Genomic DNA, 17,411 nt, shown 5'->3' with positions numbered 1-17,411 from the left:
CATGGCACTTTTGACAACAAGGTAGCTGACCTTTTATGCTTTGAGGGGAAGTTTCCGCTTCATGAGGGATCAATCCGGTTTAATGAAGAGATGGGATTTGTGGACGAAAGAAGGAAGGAAGCCATGATGGAGAGAAGACATAAGAGAAGGACCCGTGGAAAGCCCAAAAAGAAAAAGAGGTTTACCGCTCTATATATTTCATGTATTGTCTTGCTTTTAGTTGCAGTAGGGGGCTATCTATTCCGCAAACAGCTGACGCTCGTGGCTTTTGACTGGTTTGTGTCACCGACGCTGGAAAGCAAGCTGGAGAAATCCTACCAGCCTCGTCAATCCAAGGAACAACAGCCCCAAGAGACCGTTGCTTACCAGAAGGGGCCATTTTCGGTGTTACTACTGGGGACAGATCAACGACCCAATGAAAAGGCACGTGGTCGCTCAGATACGGTGATATATGCTGCTGTACGGCCCGCAGAATCGCGTGTGCTCTTGGTCTCCATTCCAAGGGATACGTATGTACAGATTGCTGGACATGATTCCAATCGAGATGGCGAGGATGATTTTGATAAGTTAGGGCATGCTTATGCGTTCGGAGGCGAGGATATGTCCATGGCCACCGTAGAGAAGCTGATGGAGCATAAGGTCGATTATTATGCTACGATTAATTTCCAGGGTATTCAGGATGCCGTGAATGCAGTGGGTGGAGTTGTGCTTCCTATCGATCAGCCCATCGAGAATAAAAACCCGCTGCATATCAAGTTCCGTATTGAGGCGGGCAAGCCGCTTTATAATGGTGAAGAAGCCATGTATTATGTTAGGTATCGGGAAGATAGCGACTTCAACCGTACAAAACGTCAGCAAATTTTTTTGAACGCTATGGCCGATAGGCTGCTGAATATCGATGGAATCACCAAGATCCCGGAGTTGCTCGATATTATGGGGGCCAATTTCACAACGGATATGGAACCTGCCTTTATTACTGGGCTTGGCAAGCAAGCTATTTCACAGGGGAATCCACAAATTTCAAGTTTTACGATTACGGGGGAAGGGTTCAAGAAAAAGGGTCTGTACTATGACCGGGCTAATGAACAGGAGCTTGAATATGCCAGACTTATGATTGCGAACTGGCTAGACTCTGATACAACCCCGCAGACGCTGAGGCTTCCCGACAAGCAGGACATTCAGTGAGTAATCAATTGATTTATATTTGATTTTGAGGGGGATTCGTTTCTCATGAATATCGCTTTTTTCTTGCTTCCCAAACAAGAGGTCGCTTGTGTAACGGCGGATGCTACTCTACGGCAAACATTGGAACGAATGGAATATCACCGGTTCACAGCGGTTCCTATTTTGGATAAGGAAGGTAGATATACGGGTACGGTTACAGAGGGTGACCTATTGTGGCATATGAAAGAGTCTGAGGGGAAAATAACCTTTGAAAACGCTTCTAAGTTTATGCTCAAGGACGTTCCGCTGCGGGTTTCGATGAAACCTGTATCCATTGATGCCAATATGGAGGATCTGATTAATTTGGCGAAGGTACAAAACTTTGTGCCCGTCGTGGATGATATGGAACGGTTTATCGGTATCGTGCGCCGCAGTCAAATTATTGAGTATTGTGAGAAATTTGTGTCTAAGGAATCGCTTAATACTTCAAGCTAAAATAAGCAGCAGAGCTGCTTTGAAAATAACGATTTACCCTATGGGGTAACAGTTATTTTCAAAATAGGATATGCTATAATGGAGAATAAAGCTTTTTCAGAGGGGTGTGACTCTTCATCATATGCCTAAAGAAATGGATGTAGTTAAACGAGCCAAGGTTATTGAATGGCTTAAAACAGAGGTGCTTGACCAAGTCTCCCGTCTGTTTAAGGCGATGTGGGAAGGCAGTACAGTCCGTATTGGTGATTGTTTGGCCAGCCTGGTGATGAGCAGTTATATTCTGGGGAGGCGTCTTGGGGTGTCTTACCGTGAATTGGATGATCTACTCATCGACAAGCTAAGAAAGCACAGAAAAGAAGGACACCAGTTGGAGGATTGGTACCAAGACATTTCCGCACTGGAAGAACATATGCGTAAGAGGTGAAAACGTTGAAATTCCGCTTGGCCACTGTAGCATGGAGCGTTATTTATTTGCTTCTGCTGCTGACTCTATTGACACCATTTAGAATTATTACCGTATTTTTTCTGATTGTGCCTGGCGCTGTATTGTTTTCATCGCTGCCTTTCAAAGGATTTCTGGTTCACGTCATACCGGTGCTTTTCATTATAGCGCTACTCGATGTGTATTCGCTGCTTCCTGCGATTTACTTTCTGATTCCTTCTATATTGATGGGACGGATATATAAAAAGGGAGGATCTGCTTTTCAGGCGTTGATGACCGGAACGGGCATTATTTTAGCCGAATTGTTGTTTGTACTGTTTATCGCTACGTATTCCTTCGGGTTTGATCTTTCACAGTCCCTTCGTGATCAGGCTGAGATGTCGGCCAGTATTGTACAACAGATTTTGAGTGCGAATCCGATGTTTGCGAATATGAGCTGGACAGCTGAAGATACGCAGAAACTCGGTACAATGCTGATTGGTAAAGTTCCATATGTGATGATTGTCAGCTCGTTCATACTGGCAGTGATCACACATGCTTTGGCACGTCCAGCATTGAGTAGTCTCGATGTGCCGGTACGTAAAATGAAGCCTGCCCGCGAGTGGATGCTACCGCGTACGCTGATCTGGTACTATCTGCTGGCAATTGTAATTGGATGGATAGCGGATTCTTCCGATAGCAGCTGGATTCAAACGGTCTCCATTAGTATGCTACCGCTGATCCATGCATGTTTTATTATCCAGACCATTGGTTTTGTATACTTCTGGACGCATAGCCGTAAAAAGAGCCCGGTGATTGCGTTGCTGCTGTCGCTCGTCGTTCTGGTGTTCCAGCCGCTCCGCATTATAGGTATTATTGATTTGGCCTTTCCGCTGCGTGAAGCTATTACAAGATCAAAGAAATAGGGTGAACAGTCATGCCTAAATTTCTACAAAAACGCTGGCACGGCTATCAGACGGTCTGGGCGTTTTTACTGCTGCTGGTGCTTGTCATATGTATTTCCATGTACAACTGGGAACTGGGTGTGATAGGACTGCTGCTATCATTCTTGCTCGGCGGACTGATGCTGAAGACGGAGCTGGATTTTCGTCGGGAACTGAATCAATATATCAGTGGTCTTTCCTTCCGGATTAAGCGGGTGGAGGGAGAAGCGATCAGTACACTGCCGTTCGGTATCATTTTATACAGTGAAAATCGAACCGTAGAATGGCACAATCGCTTTGCCAGTGAGATGTTCGAGGAGCAATCATTGATTGGAGAGCCTCTTCAAGATTTGTTTCCTCAACTCGCAAATGCTCTAAGCACTAAAAAGGAAACGAAAGAACCTGCTCGTGAACTAAAGGTGGAATTACAGCATGATGAGCGTCATTATCAGTTTCTAATCGTGCCTGATGAGCGTCTGATATATCTGTATGAAGTGACGGAGCTCGCTGTACTGCGTAAGCAGTATGAGAACGAGCGGTTGGCGCTTGGTATCGTCATGCTTGATAATATGGACGAGGCTGCTCAGGGAATGGACGATCAGCAGCGCACCGCGCTTATTGCGAAGGTTTCCAGCGAGATTACGTCTTGGGCCAATCAGTACAATATTTATTTGCGCCGGTTGTCATCTGAGCGTTATCTTATTATGCTGAATCATAAAGCACTCCAAGAACTGGAGCAGAGCCGATTCGTCATTTTGGATACCGTGAGGGAAATGACGGCGGATTTGAAAGTACCGATGACATTGAGCATTGGCTTGTCTTTCGGCGCAGAGAGTATCAAGGAGCTGGGCGAGTTGGCCCAGTCCAGTCTAGATATGGCGCTTGGACGCGGGGGGGATCAGGCAGCAGTGAAAGCGGGACAGCGCCTGTCCTTTTATGGAGGCAAGTCCAATGCTGTCGAGAAGCGTACCAGGGTGCGAGCCCGAGTCATTGCACATGCGCTGCGTGATCTGATGCAGGAGAGCGACCGCGTGCTGATTATGGGACACAAAATACCGGACATGGATGCAATAGGAGCAGCTATCGGTGTATGGAAGGCCGCGGCACTTTACAATGTAGAGGCCCATATCGTACTGGACAAATCCAATCCGTCTATTGACCGAATGATGGAGCAGGTAAACAAGGATGAGAAGCTGTCGCAAGCGCTCATGACACCGGAGCAGTCGCTTCAGGTGATGACCGAGCACAGCCTGCTGGTTGTGGTGGATACGCACAAGGCTTCAATGACGATTGAGCCTCGTCTGGTGCAGACGGCCAGCCGGGTGGTGGTTGTGGATCATCACCGTCGGGGCGAGGAATTTATTAATGATTCTGTTCTAATCTATTTGGAGCCATACGCGTCATCGGCCTGTGAACTGGTGACCGAGCTGCTGCAATATATCCATGAGAAAGTCCAGCTGACACCGCTGGAGGCAACATCACTGCTGGCGGGGATTACGGTGGATACCAAGCATTTTTCCCTGCATACAGGCTCACGTACGTTCGAGGCCGCTGGCTTCTTAAGACGTAGTGGAGCAGATACAGTCATGATCCAGCGCATGTTAAAAGAGGACCTGGATGAATATATTGCTAAGGCGGAAATTATTAAGCATGCTAAAATGATATATGGGCATATCGCAATTGCGGTGACCGAGCCCGGACAAAAAATACCGCAGCTCCTGATTGCTCAGGTGGCGGATTCATTGCTCAATATGACGGATGTACTGGCCTCCTTTGTGGTCAGTGAACGTCCTGACGGCCTGGTGGGGATCAGCGCCCGTTCACTCGGACGCATGAACGTACAGGTCGTCATGGAACGGCTAGGCGGCGGAGGACATCTGACAAACGCAGCGGTTCAGCTGGATTGCTCGCTGGAGGAAGCTAAGCGCAGAGTGGTCGACGTTCTGGCCGAAATTGATGGGGAAGAGGGGTTATTTGAATGAAAGTAATATTCATTAAAGATATGAAGGGCCAAGGTAAGAAGGGGCAGATTAAGGAAGTGTCGGACGGTTATGCAGCGAATTTCCTGTTGCCACGTGGGATTGCCCGCCCAGCAACGGAAGGAAATATGAAGACGCTGGAAAACCAAAACGCTGCTGAGGAAAAACGCAAGCAAGAGGAAAAGGAAGAGGCACAAATACTCGGCAAAAAGCTGGAAGAGACAACAATTCAGCTCAAAGCAAAGGCTGGAGAAGGTGGACGTCTGTTCGGTGCGATTACAAGCAAGCAAATCGCAGAGGCTGTTGCTAAAACAGGCATCAAGCTGGACAAACGCAAAATCGAGCTGGAAGAACCGATTCGTACGTTGGGCGTGACTCAAATGACCGTCAAGCTTCATCCTGAGGTCAAAGCTACGCTGAAAGTACAGGTGACTGAAGAATAATTATGGGCGGCGAATTTTTTGATCGGATTCCTCCGCAAAATCTGGAGGCTGAACAGGCGGTTATCGGGTCTATTTTGCTTCAGTCCGAAGCACTGATTACCGCAATGGAGCGGGTGCAGACCGAGGACTTTTACGATAAAGCTCATCAGATGATTTACGAAGCAATGATTGAGCTGGGTGAATCCGGACAGCCGATTGACTTGGTTACGCTGACCTCGAAAATTCAAGACAAGGGACAGCTAGAGGATATCGGTGGTGTCAGTTATCTGGCGAAGTTGGCTCACGGGGTGCCAACAGCGGCTAACGTGGATTACTATGCCCAGATCATTGAAGAAAAAGCGATGCTTCGTCGCTTGATTCGTGCAGCTACACAGATTGTGAGCGAAGGCTATAGCAGTGGCGAGGATGTCGCCGGTATGCTGAGCGATGCTGAGCGCAAGATTATGGAAATCTCCAACGGGCGCTCAGGCAGTGGCTTTATTGCCATCCGCGATGTCGTGATGGAAGTGTTTGACCGCGTTGAATTGCTGCATCAGAACAAGGGGAACACAACCGGAATTCCATCCGGATTCGTTGACCTGGACAAGATGACGGCGGGTTTCCAGCGCAATGACTTGATCATTGTGGCTGCTCGTCCATCTGTAGGTAAAACGGCATTTGCCCTGAATATTGCACAAAACGTTGCAGTACGGGCAAAAGAGACGGTTGCCATCTTCAGTCTGGAAATGTCGGCGGCTCAGCTCGTGCAGCGGATGATCTGTGCCGAGGCTAACTTGGACGCGAACGTCATGCGGACAGGTGAAATTAAGGGCGATGACGATTGGGCGAAGCTGACGATGGGCATTGCAGCCTTGTCAGAGGCGGAAATCTATATCGACGATACGCCCGGCATCACTGTGGCTGATATCCGAGCCAAATGCCGCCGTCTCAAGGCGGAAAAGGGACTGGGTATGATCGTTATTGACTACTTGCAGCTCATTCACGGACGCGGCAAAGCGGGCGAGAACCGGCAGCAGGAGGTATCCGAAATTTCACGGACATTGAAACAAATCGCCCGTGAACTTGAAGTGCCTGTAATCGCCCTTTCCCAGCTGAGTCGGGGTGTAGAGCAGCGTCAAGATAAACGGCCAATGATGAGTGACTTGCGGGAATCGGGTTCCATCGAGCAGGATGCTGACATCGTTGCGTTTCTGTACCGGGATGATTACTATAATCAGGAAACAGAAAAGAAAAATATTATTGAAATTATCATTGCCAAGCAGCGTAACGGCCCGGTCGGTACGGTAGAGTTGGTATTTCTTAAAAATTATAATAAATTCGCTAATTACGAGCGTGCCCATTCGGATGCGTTCGCCGGTTAATATATTAGTATGTTTAGAAAAGGCTCTTTCGACGCGGGTATCGCGATTTCGAGAGAGTCTTTTTTATAGAATTCATATATTTTCATAGAACGATTGAAACTCTCAATTACGAACAATACTATTTTCATGTAATATAATGTTCGCTTTTTATTTGACTTTGAAAAATGGTACTGGTACACTTATAGTGCTGCTTCAACGTAGCGGGAGATCATTACGCCCGGGGCTTTCCGAACTTGCGGAATGTCTGCGACGGACGTTTTTTCCTGCTGTCCGAGAACGCTTCATATCTGCCCGCTGAGGCGGTTGAAGCCAGATATGTGTTAGCGCGTCAGCTCAAAATCAGAGTGTCTGTGGGCACTCCACGGAGGAATGAAACATGTCAACTGTAGTCGTTGTGGGAACACAATGGGGAGACGAAGGCAAAGGTAAAATCACGGACTATCTGGCGGAAAGCGCTGAAGTGGTGGCCCGTTACCAAGGCGGAAACAATGCTGGTCATACGATTCTCATTGACGGTAAAAAGTATAAGCTGAGCCTGATTCCATCCGGCGTTTTTTATGAAGATAAAAAGTGTGTTATTGGCAACGGCATGGTAGTGAATCCAGCCGCTCTTATTGAAGAAATTACTTATATTCATGATAATGGATTTTCCACAAAAAATTTGGTCATTAGTGACCGCGCACATGTCATTATGCCTTACCATATGACGTTGGATGTGCTGGAAGAAGACCGCAAAGGTCCTAACAAAATTGGTACTACCCGTAAAGGGATCGGTCCTGCTTATATGGATAAAGCTGCACGTAACGGTATTCGTATTGCTGATTTGCTGGATGCAGAAGAATTCGAAAAGAAACTGCGCCATTTAACGAAGGAAAAGAATCAGGTGATTGAGCAAGTATACGGCGGTGAGCCGCTGGATGTTGAAGAAATATTGAAACAGTATCTGGAATATGCTGAGTTTATTCGTCCTTATGTAGCGGATACGTCTGTTGTGCTGAACGATGCAATCGATGCTAATCGTAAGGTGTTGTTTGAAGGTGCGCAAGGCGTTATGCTCGATATCGACCAAGGTACGTATCCATATGTTACGTCCTCTAACCCGTCGGCTGGCGGCGTATGTATCGGTTCCGGTGTAGGCCCGTCCAAAATTCAACAAGTGATCGGTGTAGCTAAATCATACACAACTCGTGTAGGTGATGGACCTTTCCCAACGGAGTTGAACGATGAAGTCGGCGATTACATTCGTGAAACAGGTCATGAGTACGGTACGGTTACAGGACGTGCTCGTCGTGTTGGCTGGTTTGACAGCGTCGTTGTCCGTCATGCCCGTCGTGTCAGTGGATTAACGGGTCTTTCCCTGAACTCGCTGGACGTTTTGACAGGCCTGAAAACAGTCAAAATCTGTACAGGCTACAAATACCGCGGCGAGATCATCACGCATTATCCAGCTAGCTTGAAAATGCTGGCGGAATGCGAAGCGGTTTATGAGGAATTGCCAGGTTGGAGCGAAGATATTACTGGCGTAAAAACGTTGGAGGAACTGCCTGAGAATACACGCAATTACGTACAACGCGTATCCGAGCTGACAGGCATTCCAATCGCTATTTTCTCGGTTGGTCGTAACCGCGATCAAACGAACCAAGTGCTTCCGATTTATTTGTAAGACATCTATAGGATTCTATGAAGGCGTCATGCCTGTTCTAAAATATAGCTATTCCTGCACGATTAGGAGAGAGAGGTGGTTAATTCCTTTCTCTCCTTTTTTCTGTGTAGTTGTGTTTGTGCTAGTTTTACATATTCCAAGGGTTAAAAATCGTCATATCTCGTCAATACTGGTCTATATGCACTTCATGATGTACACATGGCAAGATGCGTATAAGGAGGTAACGGGATATGAGGTGGCTTGGATGGCTGCTTAAAAAAGGAATGACGGTGGTGCTGGTCAGCGCGCTGACACTGGCAGTGACCGGTGTGGTCGTGAATGCCTATGTTCAATCACTGCTGCGGCAGTTTAACATTCAGCTTGATCACCAGCCGATATGGGGATGGAGTTGGCTAAAAGGCAGCGCTGGTACTGACCAAAGTACAGGCACAGGGAAGAGCAAGACGACAGGGAGCGACTCTGGAGGTGTAACACCGCCTGATAATGCTTTGCCTGTCATGGGACAGGGCCTAGAAGAAAGTGGACATGAAGCTGGTGGCTCATCCAATGGAAAGGGATCTCAGGAAGGGGCCACATCGGTGGGAACACCAGGCAGCGAGTCGCGTCAGCAGGCAGAAGGTACAGCTACACCCGAAACGAGTATCGAAGGTCATGATTTGGTCATTACGCCCGACCATCTGACAGAGAAAAAGAACAATTTACCGGCGGCTCAGAAGCAGGAGATTTTTACGATTCTCATGAATAAACTACCGCCGGAGGAGATGCAGAAAATATCAGCCGCCATGGAAGGCGGTCTCACCGAGCAGGAGCTGCAAGATATTCAGCAGGTGCTTGCGAAGTATTTGACCAAAGAGGAATATAACAAGTTGATGGGTATGCTTAAATAATGCATAAATAAAACGCATGAAATGTATGGGCAATGTTAATGCTCAAAACAGGACTGTAGAATCCGCGCCAGGCGCGGATTTTTTTGCGTGTTAGGAAGTAATTGGGGTGTAGTTGAATTCTTTGTAAAAGCTATGTTAAAGTAAACTGTGTTGTGAAAAGGTTAAATTTTTGAAACCTTTTACGTAACTATGCAATGCTAGATAGCGACTATTATCATAGATAAGCTTGTAAAAGGGCTACTTTTATCATGTGAAAAAACAATAATGAACGCATTTAATAGAGATAGGATATGCTGAAAAGGAGAGAACCATGGAGGTTTCTAAGGGGAAGTTATCACCAGACCACAGGAGTGGAAATTCAAGTGTTGAGGGCAATTCTGCTGATAAAGCAGGGAAAATAGCAACATGGTGGAGCGGACGGAAAAGATGGTTAAGTTGGGCGGCAGGCGGCATTGTGATTGTTGGCGGTCTTATTTTTGCTAGCAATCAGTATGTTGGAGCCAATACAGTTCCTTATTATAAAGTGTATGTTAAAGGCGTTGAGGTCGGCAGTATCCTGAATGAGCAGCAGCTTAAGCAGCTGTATACAACGAAGAGCAAACAGTATAAAGACAAGTATCCTGACGTGGAAATGGTGCTCAATACGAGCGCAGTAACGACGAGCACGGAAAAGGCATATAAGGCGGATATCGATAGCGCAGCCACGCTGAAGAAGCTGGACGGCATGCTGACTGCCTATGCCAAAGGAGTAAAAGTGAAGGTCAACGGACAGATGGTTGGCATTGTAAAGGATAAAGCGACTGCACAAGCGGCTTTAAAGCAAGTGCAGAAGAAATACACACCTGCAGGTGAAGGTACGGCGACAGGCATCAAGGGGCTGGTTCGCAAAACATCCGTGGGGAGTAGTCATGCTAGCGCAAGCACTAAGGCGCCCAAGGCATGGTTGGAGTCTGCCAGCATCCGTGAAAAAATTGCGTATGAGCCGGTGAAAGCAGATCCGAACAAGGTGCTGACAGAGGCAGAAGCGGTTAAAGTACTAACCGAGGGGCGTGAAGCGCCTATAACGTATACAGTGCAGGAAGGCGATTCTTTGTCATCCATTGCTGCTAAATTCGATATGACGGCTTGGGAGATTAAGCAGAACAATCCTGGCTTGCGTGAATTGTATTTGCAAATTGGGGACGAATTAAAAGTCACGGCTCCAAAGGCACCTGTTACGGTACGAACGGTAGAAAAGGTCGTCGAGCAGATCGCCATCGAGCCTGAAATAGAGATTCGCCAGAGCGATGAATTGAAGGCAGGAGTTACGAAAGTCGTCAGACCGGGACAAGCAGGTCTTAAAGAGATGGACTATCGTTTGACCAAGGAGAACGGTGAGGTCGTGCAAGAGGAATGGCTTGGTCAAAAGGTGTTACAGCCTTCTGTTACCGAGGTGGTTCTGAGAGGAACGAAGGTCGTGGGAGAAGGTTCCGGACAGTTCGCTTGGCCGGTGTCTGGCGCTACGATGTCGAGTAGCTTTGGCGCACGCTGGGGACGTATGCATGAGGGCGTCGATTTGGTTGGCAGTCCTGATATTCACGCATCTGACGAAGGCGTAGTAACATTTGCAGGCCAGCAGAATGGATACGGCAATGTTATTATGATCGATCATCGCAACGGCTATCAGACGGTGTACGGGCATTTGAGCAGCATTGGCGTTCATGTAGGACAGGTTGTTCAACAAGGTGAGTCTATCGGAGTTATGGGGAGCACCGGACGCTCGACAGGAACGCATCTGCATTTTGAAATTCGCAAAGATAATACGGCACGCAATCCCATGACGTATTTAAGATAGATTTGATGCTTATATCGTTAGCTACATGATTGACGAAGAACAAGGAGAAAGGCCATGTTTTTCTGCATGCTTAACAGCAGGTGCAGGCATGGTTTTTTTCTGCGTAAAGAAAAGGGTCTGGAAAAGTAATGGAATAGCGTATGGGTATGATAGAATAGAATAAGCATCTTATGGGCGCTAACAAACGAAAGTTAATGATAGATGATGATCCGTGAGAAGAGGTGAACGCTGTATGCAGGGGACAATTCTAGTAGTGGATGATGAACAACCTATCGCTGATATTTTGAAATTTAATTTGGAAAAAGAGGGCTACCAGGTGATTTGTGCCTTCGATGGAATCAGCGCGGTGGATATCGCGGTTAAGCAACAGCCAGACCTGATTTTGCTGGACCTGATGTTGCCGGGCATGGACGGTATGGACGTATGCCGCGAGGTGCGGGGACATCAGCTCCAGACGCCCATTATTATGCTGACTGCCAAGGACGGGGAAATCGACAAAGTGCTAGGGCTGGAGCTGGGGGCGGACGATTATGTGACGAAGCCGTTCAGCACACGGGAATTGCTGGCACGGGTGAAGGCACAGATGCGTAGACAGCAACGCGGCGTGGCGGGCACGCCGGAAAGCCGCCCACAGGAGGATAAGCAGGGGCTGCGCGTAGGCGATCTCTTTTTTGATGCGGATATGTATACAGCCTATAAAAACGGAACTCCACTTGACCTGACGCATCGCGAGTATGAGCTTCTATATTATATGGCGAAAAATGCAGGCAAAGTCATGACTCGCGAGCATTTGCTTCAAGCAGTATGGGGATTTGAATACTACGGGGATGTGCGGACGGTAGACGTGACGATCCGGCGGCTGCGCGAGAAGATTGAGGAAAACCCGAGCAAGCCGGAGACCATTCTGACACGCCGTGGCCTCGGATATATCGTTAGCGGGGGCAAAGGTGGCCTGCGGGCATGAGATGGCTGTCTTTCTTTCGCACCATTCATGCCAAGTTGATTATTATCTATGTACTGCTTATTTTGGTGGCCATGCAGTTGATTGGAGTCTATTTTGTCAGCTCGATGAAGAACTCTTTGACGAGTAATTTTACGCAGGATTTGCAAGCACGGGCGGAAATGCTGTCCGTGCTGGCGGAGCAGGATCTGAGCGGCAGTGATGGCAAAATGGAAGAAGATAGCGTCGAAAGTCTGCGTGCACGCGTAAATAACTTGTTTGATTTCAGCGGCGCGGAAATTCAGGTGCTGGATGCCAGTGGTAAAGTACTGATTACTTCTCAAGGCTCCCACGCTGACTATGTCGGACGTAAAAATACGCAGACAGTGGTTAGCCGCGCACTTCAAGGAATCCGTGATAACGAGGAATATATGGTGGACGAGGATAACGTCCGCAAGAAGGTCGTCGCCAAGCCTGTCATCAGCCAAGGCAAAATCGTCGGTGCGGTGTACATCGCTGCTTCGATGGCTGAGCTGTACGATACGATGAAACGCATTAACAATGTGTTTCTCTCAGGTATGCTGATTGCACTCGCGTTGACGGCTGTGCTGGGCGTGGTATTGGCCCACACGATTACGCATCCGATCAAAGTGATGACACGTCATGCAACAGAGGTCGCTGAGGGCAAATTTGACCAGCAGATGCCGGTGTTTGGCGAAGATGAAATCGGTAGGCTGAGCGTGGCCTTTAACTATATGACAGGACGTCTGCGTGAGGCATTGTCGCAGAATGAGGAGGAGAAGGAAAAGCTCTCCTCCATCTTGACCAATATGAGCGACGGTGTGGTCGCTACTGACGATCATGGCCGGGTCATTCTGGTCAATCGCCGCGCCAGCGCCATGCTGGGCGTGAACGAGAATGAAATGACTGGCAGACATATTGCGGTACTACTGGGGATCGACCCCGAGGAAACTGAGGCTCTGTACAGCGGCTCGTCCGCTTCTACGCTCTTGCAGCTGGAGCCAGCCGGTCAGGATGAACCCATCGTCATCCGTGTGACCTTTACGCCGATTCATCGGCGTGAATTTGGCATTACGGGTACGATTGCCGTGCTCCAAGACGTGACAGAGCAGGAGGAAATGGAGACGACGCGGCGTGAATTTGTCGCTAATGTATCCCATGAGCTGCGCACACCGCTGACGACGATCCGCAGCTACGCTGAAGCGCTGGATGACGGCGCGATGGCTGAGCCGCAGCTCGCAGAGCGTTTTGTGGGTGTTATACGCAATGAGACGGAGCGTATGATCCGGTTGGTTACAGATTTGCTGCATCTGTCGCGGCTCGATTCCAATGAAGCGCCTTTGCGGATGCAGCCTGCCGATGTGATGGAGATGCTGGACGAGGTCGCGGATCGGTTTTCTTTTCAGATGAAGGAAAATCACATTCGCTCAGGCATGTTCGTAGAGCAGGGGATTGGCAAGGTCGTAATCGACCGCGATCAGATTGATCAGGTGCTGGACAATCTGATGTCCAATGCATTGAAATATACGCCAGAAGGTGGAAGTATTCGGATCGAAGCTCGCCGCAACAATGAGGGCATGCTGGCTATTTCGGTGCAGGATACTGGAATTGGCATACCAAAAAAAGATTTGGACCGGATTTTTGAACGGTTTTATCGTGTGGACAAGGCGAGATCGCGCAATATGGGTGGCACGGGACTGGGGCTGTCGATTGCCCGGGAAATTGTAAAGGCCCATGGAGGTCAGATTTTCCTGGAGTCCGAATATGGTCAGGGAACTTGTACGACTTTTACGCTGCCTATGTCGGGTGAAGGGAGGGAAGCACAGTGAAGGAACGTTTGAAGTCCTGGACGCTTGTTTTGCTGGTGGCTTCCAGCCTGGTTCAGACTTATTTTTTGATCTACCGTCTTCCGGGCAGTGATTCTGTAATCACCTCAGAAACGAACTATGTCAAAACCGAAAGCATGGGGCAGGAGAAAAAGATTGAAAATCTTGTATTCCCTGATAGGATGCTAATTCATCAAGGTGAGAAGAAACATACCGTTTTTTATCCGGGGGTTACTTTTTACGATTTAATTTATACACGGCTGGAAAGCCGAAGTTTTAACAATTTCCAACGTCGGAGTATCCAATCAGCGGACTGGGCACGGATTCGCAGTGAGAATGAGGGGATCGAACTATCATTTTCAGGCGGAGTTCCGGTTTCATTACTGGAACGGGTTATGCGTCTGACGCCGGATTCGGTGTTTCAGGGAGAGACGATTAACCGCATCTGGATCTATATCGACGAAAAGAATGCCAAGCCGCACGCGCTCTTTTTTAGTGCTAGAGGCGATGTGGTGTATGAGGCGAACCAGTTCGATATGACGGTAGAAGACATTCGGCAGCATGTGAATTTTGGGAAAAATGCTCCGTTGTACAAGCTGGTGAATAATCAGTACTACATTCCCGTGAATGACCTGGAGACTGTACAGCCTGTGGTATATGCCGGGTTGTTTACGACGGAACAGATGCAGCGAAATTTATTTTTCGATCCAGGCATTACGCGCAATATTCAGGAAAAAGATGGTTCCCAAATTTATACAGATAGCAAGCGTAGTCTACAGATCAAGCAGGATCAACGTTGGATGAGCTATACCGATCCCAGTGCACCAGGGGCAGATGGAAGCAGTCCGATTAGGGACGTATTGGCCGCAGTTGATTTTGTAAATCAGCATGGCGGTTGGGATGCTTCATATCAGATGAAATTGAGGAGCAGCGATGAAAATCGCACAAGTGTGATGTTCCAGCAGTATTATGGTGCTTACCCGGTGCTGGACACGCCATCGTTCCGCTTTGGTACGATTTCATTGCAAATCCAGCAGGAGACGGCATCTGTCTATGATCGTTCGCTGCTATATCTCAAGGGCGGGGAGCAATCCTCGAGAAAGGTGTTGCTGCCAGGTGGCGAAGCCTTGGAGAAGCAACTGCAAATGGTAGGCGATGGCAAGTCGATTAGGGATCTGACTCCTGTATATCAGCCGGAGCTGATCAATGACGGATTGAAGCTTGTCCCTGAGTGGCGTGTTACGTTCAGCGATGGTTCTGCGGCAGAGATTCATGCTGTTCCTGTAACGACAGCATCCAATACAACACCAACGAAATCAGACCAAGAGACAAAGCGATGATAGGAAGGGGGAATGGGAATGGATTGGAGCCGCGCTAAAAACGTACTGATCTGTACATTTTTGCTGCTCAATGTGGTATTGGGTTATCAACTGTGGCATGATGCGCAGGAAACGGCCGGGCCGAATCTGGATTTTACTTCACTGGATGAAAACACGCAGCGTTTAATGGAAGAGAAAAGCATTCAGGTGTTGGCTCCGATTCCCGGAGATACCCCGCAGCTGCCCAAGCTGTCTTACACCTATGTCCATAGTGGAGAGAAGGATGAACTTGTGCAGTTGCTGAGACCGGTGGACAGCAAGCTGGTATTCACTCATGATGCGCTAGTGGAGGCACTGGAGCCGCAAATCAAGGACATCGATAGCTACCAGTACGATCCGCTGGATGTTCAGGAGGAGCTCGTATCTGGACAGGCAGATGCTTTTGTGCTACATCCGTTGGTACAGGGCAAGTGGCCGCTCTTTAATGTGAAGCTGGCTCTGTTTTACAGCAATCAGAAGATTACAGGGTATCGCAAAATTCAGGTGGAGCTCCAGCCCTCGGATGAGGCAAAGAAAATGCTGCCTGCGTCCAAAGCATTGGCGAGGTTGATCGACGGCTATTTGCCGCGTGACTCCGTAGTGAAGGATATCCGGCTAGGGTATTACGGACAGACCTTTAACTCCGATAGCCAGGTGGCTGCCCCGGTGTGGCGGTTTATGCTGGACAACGGAAAAGGTGTGTATTATGTACAGATGAACGGAGATGTCATTAGTCCAAAGACAGAACATACAGAAGGGTCTTGAACAGATATGGGGATTTCTTTTACCGTGCTGTCGAGCGGTTCGACCGGCAACGCTACCGTTGTGCGGAACGAAGACACGACATTGCTCATCGATGCAGGTCTCAGCGCAAAGCGTATTGACGAATTGCTGAAAGAACGCGATCTGAGCGGAGAAGAGTTGGATGGTATTTTGGTCACACATGAGCATTCCGATCATGTTAAAGGACTAGGCGCCATGGCGCGTAAATATAATTTACCTATATATGCTAACGAGAAGACATGGTTTGCCATTAGCAACGCTGTTGGGCAAATTGCGGATGATAACCGCAGAATATTGGAGACAGGCGCGACAAGGGAATTTGAGTCATTGCGTGTAGAGTCTTTTGGCATCTCCCATGATGCGGCTGAGCCCGTAGGGTACAGCTTTTATGATGGGGCAGAGAAGCTTAGCGTAGCAACCGATCTCGGCTATGTCAGTGATAAGGTAAAACAAGCGATATCAGACGCAGATGTATTGGTGCTGGAGGCTAATCATGATGTAGAAATGCTGCGTATGGGTCGTTATCCTTGGAACATCAAGCGCCGTATTCTCAGTGATATCGGCCATTTATCCAATGAGATGGCAGGAGCGATTCTTAGCGAGCTGTTGACCGGACGGACAAAGCGAACGTATCTGGCACACTTGAGCCGCGACCACAATATGATGGAACTTGCGAAGATGACTGTACGCGATGCGATGGAAGACCGCGGCTGTTTTTACAAGGATAGTGAGTTTCGATTGTGTGATACGTATTATGATCGTCCTACACCTTGGGATAAGGTAAGTGAGCCATAAAGCTGTCCAGCTCGGCGGCTTTGCGCTCGACCTCTTCACGGGTCACTATGCCTTTGTCCACCAGTAGTTCAATCAATGTACTTAGCGCCAGTGTATTCCGGTAGTGCTCGTCTTTCAAATCCGCAAGCTTGGCTGCCATGCGAACTTCATCCATAGCGGAACGATGGGAGTTCATCTTATATTCCTCCTGTAAAAATATTTTTAAAATGGCGTGCAATAAGCTTGGTTCTGCCTGTGGTTTTGCCAGGTGCTGTGATACAATAAAGCTAACAACAGAAAGCTTTCTGAAGGAAGGCTCTCATCGAAAGTATAGGCTGCTTTAAGCGGACGGGAACAAGCCAGAACGTCTCTATGAGACGATCATTTTGTAATAGAATAGAAGACTTGTTACTATTGTAGTCCATTGGTTTGGAAATCATTCCTCTTTTTCCCTCTATTCGGGGTCAAATTTGGCGTGTATGCTAATTTATGAGATTTGGTTGCTTAGGAAAGTGCTA

The 17,411-nt window shown here is 48.2% G+C and carries 15 protein-coding genes and 1 pseudogene; 15 read left to right on the top strand and 1 reads right to left on the bottom strand.

What is annotated here, in order from left to right:
- Positions 1-123: 123 nt before the first annotated feature.
- From OIU26_RS13365 to OIU26_RS13295, 15 genes and pseudogenes are all read left to right on the top strand, one after another.
- Positions 124-1,185 (top strand): LCP family protein, encoded by a 1,062-nt coding sequence (locus OIU26_RS13365; RefSeq protein WP_264217103.1) that lies wholly within the window; start codon positions 124-126, stop codon positions 1,183-1,185.
- A 45-nt stretch (positions 1,186-1,230) separates the two neighbouring features.
- Positions 1,231-1,659 carry a CBS domain-containing protein gene (locus tag OIU26_RS13360; protein WP_013373897.1) on the top strand — a complete coding sequence of 143 codons (429 nt, stop codon included), beginning with the start codon at positions 1,231-1,233 and terminating at the stop codon, positions 1,657-1,659.
- Between the two features lie 121 nt (positions 1,660-1,780).
- Positions 1,781-2,083: a MazG-like family protein gene (locus tag OIU26_RS13355; protein ID WP_013373896.1), complete on the top strand. Its 303-nt coding sequence runs from the start codon at positions 1,781-1,783 to the stop codon at positions 2,081-2,083.
- Positions 2,084-2,088: 5 nt separating this feature from the next.
- On the top strand, positions 2,089-3,006 hold the full coding sequence (locus OIU26_RS13350) for a YybS family protein (RefSeq protein WP_264217102.1): 918 nt from the start codon (positions 2,089-2,091) through the stop codon (positions 3,004-3,006).
- A gap of 11 nt (positions 3,007-3,017) precedes the next feature.
- Positions 3,018-5,006: a DHH family phosphoesterase gene (locus OIU26_RS13345; protein ID WP_013373894.1), complete on the top strand. Its 1,989-nt coding sequence runs from the start codon at positions 3,018-3,020 to the stop codon at positions 5,004-5,006.
- Positions 5,003-5,446 carry a 50S ribosomal protein L9 gene (gene rplI, locus OIU26_RS13340; protein ID WP_040102463.1) on the top strand — a complete coding sequence of 148 codons (444 nt, stop codon included), beginning with the start codon at positions 5,003-5,005 and terminating at the stop codon, positions 5,444-5,446. The genes OIU26_RS13345 and rplI overlap by 4 nt, the downstream gene beginning before the upstream one ends.
- A 2-nt stretch (positions 5,447-5,448) precedes the next feature.
- Entirely contained in the window at positions 5,449-6,807 is a 1,359-nt protein-coding gene (gene dnaB / locus OIU26_RS13335; protein WP_264217101.1) for a replicative DNA helicase, read from the top strand.
- Between the two features lie 376 nt (positions 6,808-7,183).
- Entirely contained in the window at positions 7,184-8,470 is a 1,287-nt protein-coding gene (locus OIU26_RS13330; protein WP_040102464.1) for an adenylosuccinate synthase, read from the top strand.
- A gap of 230 nt (positions 8,471-8,700) precedes the next feature.
- Positions 8,701-9,357, top strand: coding sequence for a hypothetical protein (locus tag OIU26_RS13325; protein ID WP_025679371.1), 657 nt, complete (start codon positions 8,701-8,703; stop codon positions 9,355-9,357).
- A 310-nt stretch (positions 9,358-9,667) separates the two neighbouring features.
- Positions 9,668-11,191, top strand: a complete 1,524-nt coding sequence (locus tag OIU26_RS13320) for a M23 family metallopeptidase (RefSeq protein ID WP_264217100.1) — start codon at positions 9,668-9,670, stop codon at positions 11,189-11,191.
- A 232-nt stretch (positions 11,192-11,423) separates the two neighbouring features.
- On the top strand, positions 11,424-12,155 hold the full coding sequence (yycF, locus tag OIU26_RS13315; protein WP_264217099.1) for a response regulator YycF: 732 nt from the start codon (positions 11,424-11,426) through the stop codon (positions 12,153-12,155).
- Positions 12,152-13,912: pseudogene (walK, locus tag OIU26_RS13310) on the top strand (cell wall metabolism sensor histidine kinase WalK); the annotation flags it as partial. The gene yycF and the pseudogene walK, both read left to right, overlap by 4 nt.
- Before the next feature lie 65 nt (positions 13,913-13,977).
- Positions 13,978-15,318 carry a YycH family regulatory protein gene (locus OIU26_RS13305; RefSeq protein ID WP_040102465.1) on the top strand — a complete coding sequence of 447 codons (1,341 nt, stop codon included), beginning with the start codon at positions 13,978-13,980 and terminating at the stop codon, positions 15,316-15,318.
- Positions 15,319-15,336: 18 nt separating this feature from the next.
- Positions 15,337-16,101, top strand: coding sequence for a two-component system regulatory protein YycI (gene yycI / locus OIU26_RS13300; protein WP_013373885.1), 765 nt, complete (start codon positions 15,337-15,339; stop codon positions 16,099-16,101).
- Positions 16,102-16,107: 6 nt separating this feature from the next.
- Positions 16,108-16,914 carry an MBL fold metallo-hydrolase gene (locus tag OIU26_RS13295; protein ID WP_058712154.1) on the top strand — a complete coding sequence of 269 codons (807 nt, stop codon included), beginning with the start codon at positions 16,108-16,110 and terminating at the stop codon, positions 16,912-16,914.
- On the opposite strand, the gene OIU26_RS13290 is transcribed toward OIU26_RS13295, so the two are convergent.
- The gene (locus tag OIU26_RS13290; protein WP_013373883.1) at positions 16,883-17,089 is read right to left on the bottom strand and encodes a hypothetical protein; all 207 of its coding nucleotides are present in this window, start codon (positions 17,087-17,089) and stop codon (positions 16,883-16,885) included. The two genes, OIU26_RS13295 and OIU26_RS13290, sit on opposite strands and share 32 nt — an antisense overlap.
- Between the last annotated feature and the right edge of the window lie 322 nt (positions 17,090-17,411).

Source organism: Paenibacillus sp. BT-177 (genome assembly GCF_025846815.2).
GTDB classification, from domain to species: Bacteria; Bacillota; Bacilli; order Paenibacillales; family Paenibacillaceae; genus Paenibacillus; species Paenibacillus polymyxa_C.
This window is presented reverse-complemented; position numbering and strand designations above follow the sequence as displayed.

What these genes read in the sequence shown, in the direction of transcription:
- dnaB (WP_264217101.1), top strand. Translation starts at nt 5,449, where the DNA reads ATGGGCGGCGAATTTTTTGATCGGATTCCTCCGCAAAATCTGGAGGCT.
- OIU26_RS13295 (WP_058712154.1), top strand. Translation starts at nt 16,108, where the DNA reads ATGGGGATTTCTTTTACCGTGCTGTCGAGCGGTTCGACCGGCAACGCT.
- OIU26_RS13360 (WP_013373897.1), top strand. Translation starts at nt 1,231, where the DNA reads ATGAATATCGCTTTTTTCTTGCTTCCCAAACAAGAGGTCGCTTGTGTA.
- OIU26_RS13355 (WP_013373896.1), top strand. Translation starts at nt 1,781, where the DNA reads ATGCCTAAAGAAATGGATGTAGTTAAACGAGCCAAGGTTATTGAATGG.
- yycF (WP_264217099.1), top strand. Translation starts at nt 11,424, where the DNA reads ATGCAGGGGACAATTCTAGTAGTGGATGATGAACAACCTATCGCTGAT.
- OIU26_RS13290 (WP_013373883.1), bottom strand. Translation starts at nt 17,089, where the DNA reads ATGAACTCCCATCGTTCCGCTATGGATGAAGTTCGCATGGCAGCCAAG.
- yycI (WP_013373885.1), top strand. Translation starts at nt 15,337, where the DNA reads ATGGATTGGAGCCGCGCTAAAAACGTACTGATCTGTACATTTTTGCTG.
- OIU26_RS13345 (WP_013373894.1), top strand. Translation starts at nt 3,018, where the DNA reads ATGCCTAAATTTCTACAAAAACGCTGGCACGGCTATCAGACGGTCTGG.
- OIU26_RS13325 (WP_025679371.1), top strand. Translation starts at nt 8,701, where the DNA reads ATGAGGTGGCTTGGATGGCTGCTTAAAAAAGGAATGACGGTGGTGCTG.
- OIU26_RS13320 (WP_264217100.1), top strand. Translation starts at nt 9,668, where the DNA reads ATGGAGGTTTCTAAGGGGAAGTTATCACCAGACCACAGGAGTGGAAAT.
- OIU26_RS13330 (WP_040102464.1), top strand. Translation starts at nt 7,184, where the DNA reads ATGTCAACTGTAGTCGTTGTGGGAACACAATGGGGAGACGAAGGCAAA.
- rplI (WP_040102463.1), top strand. Translation starts at nt 5,003, where the DNA reads ATGAAAGTAATATTCATTAAAGATATGAAGGGCCAAGGTAAGAAGGGG.
- OIU26_RS13365 (WP_264217103.1), top strand. Translation starts at nt 124, where the DNA reads ATGATGGAGAGAAGACATAAGAGAAGGACCCGTGGAAAGCCCAAAAAG.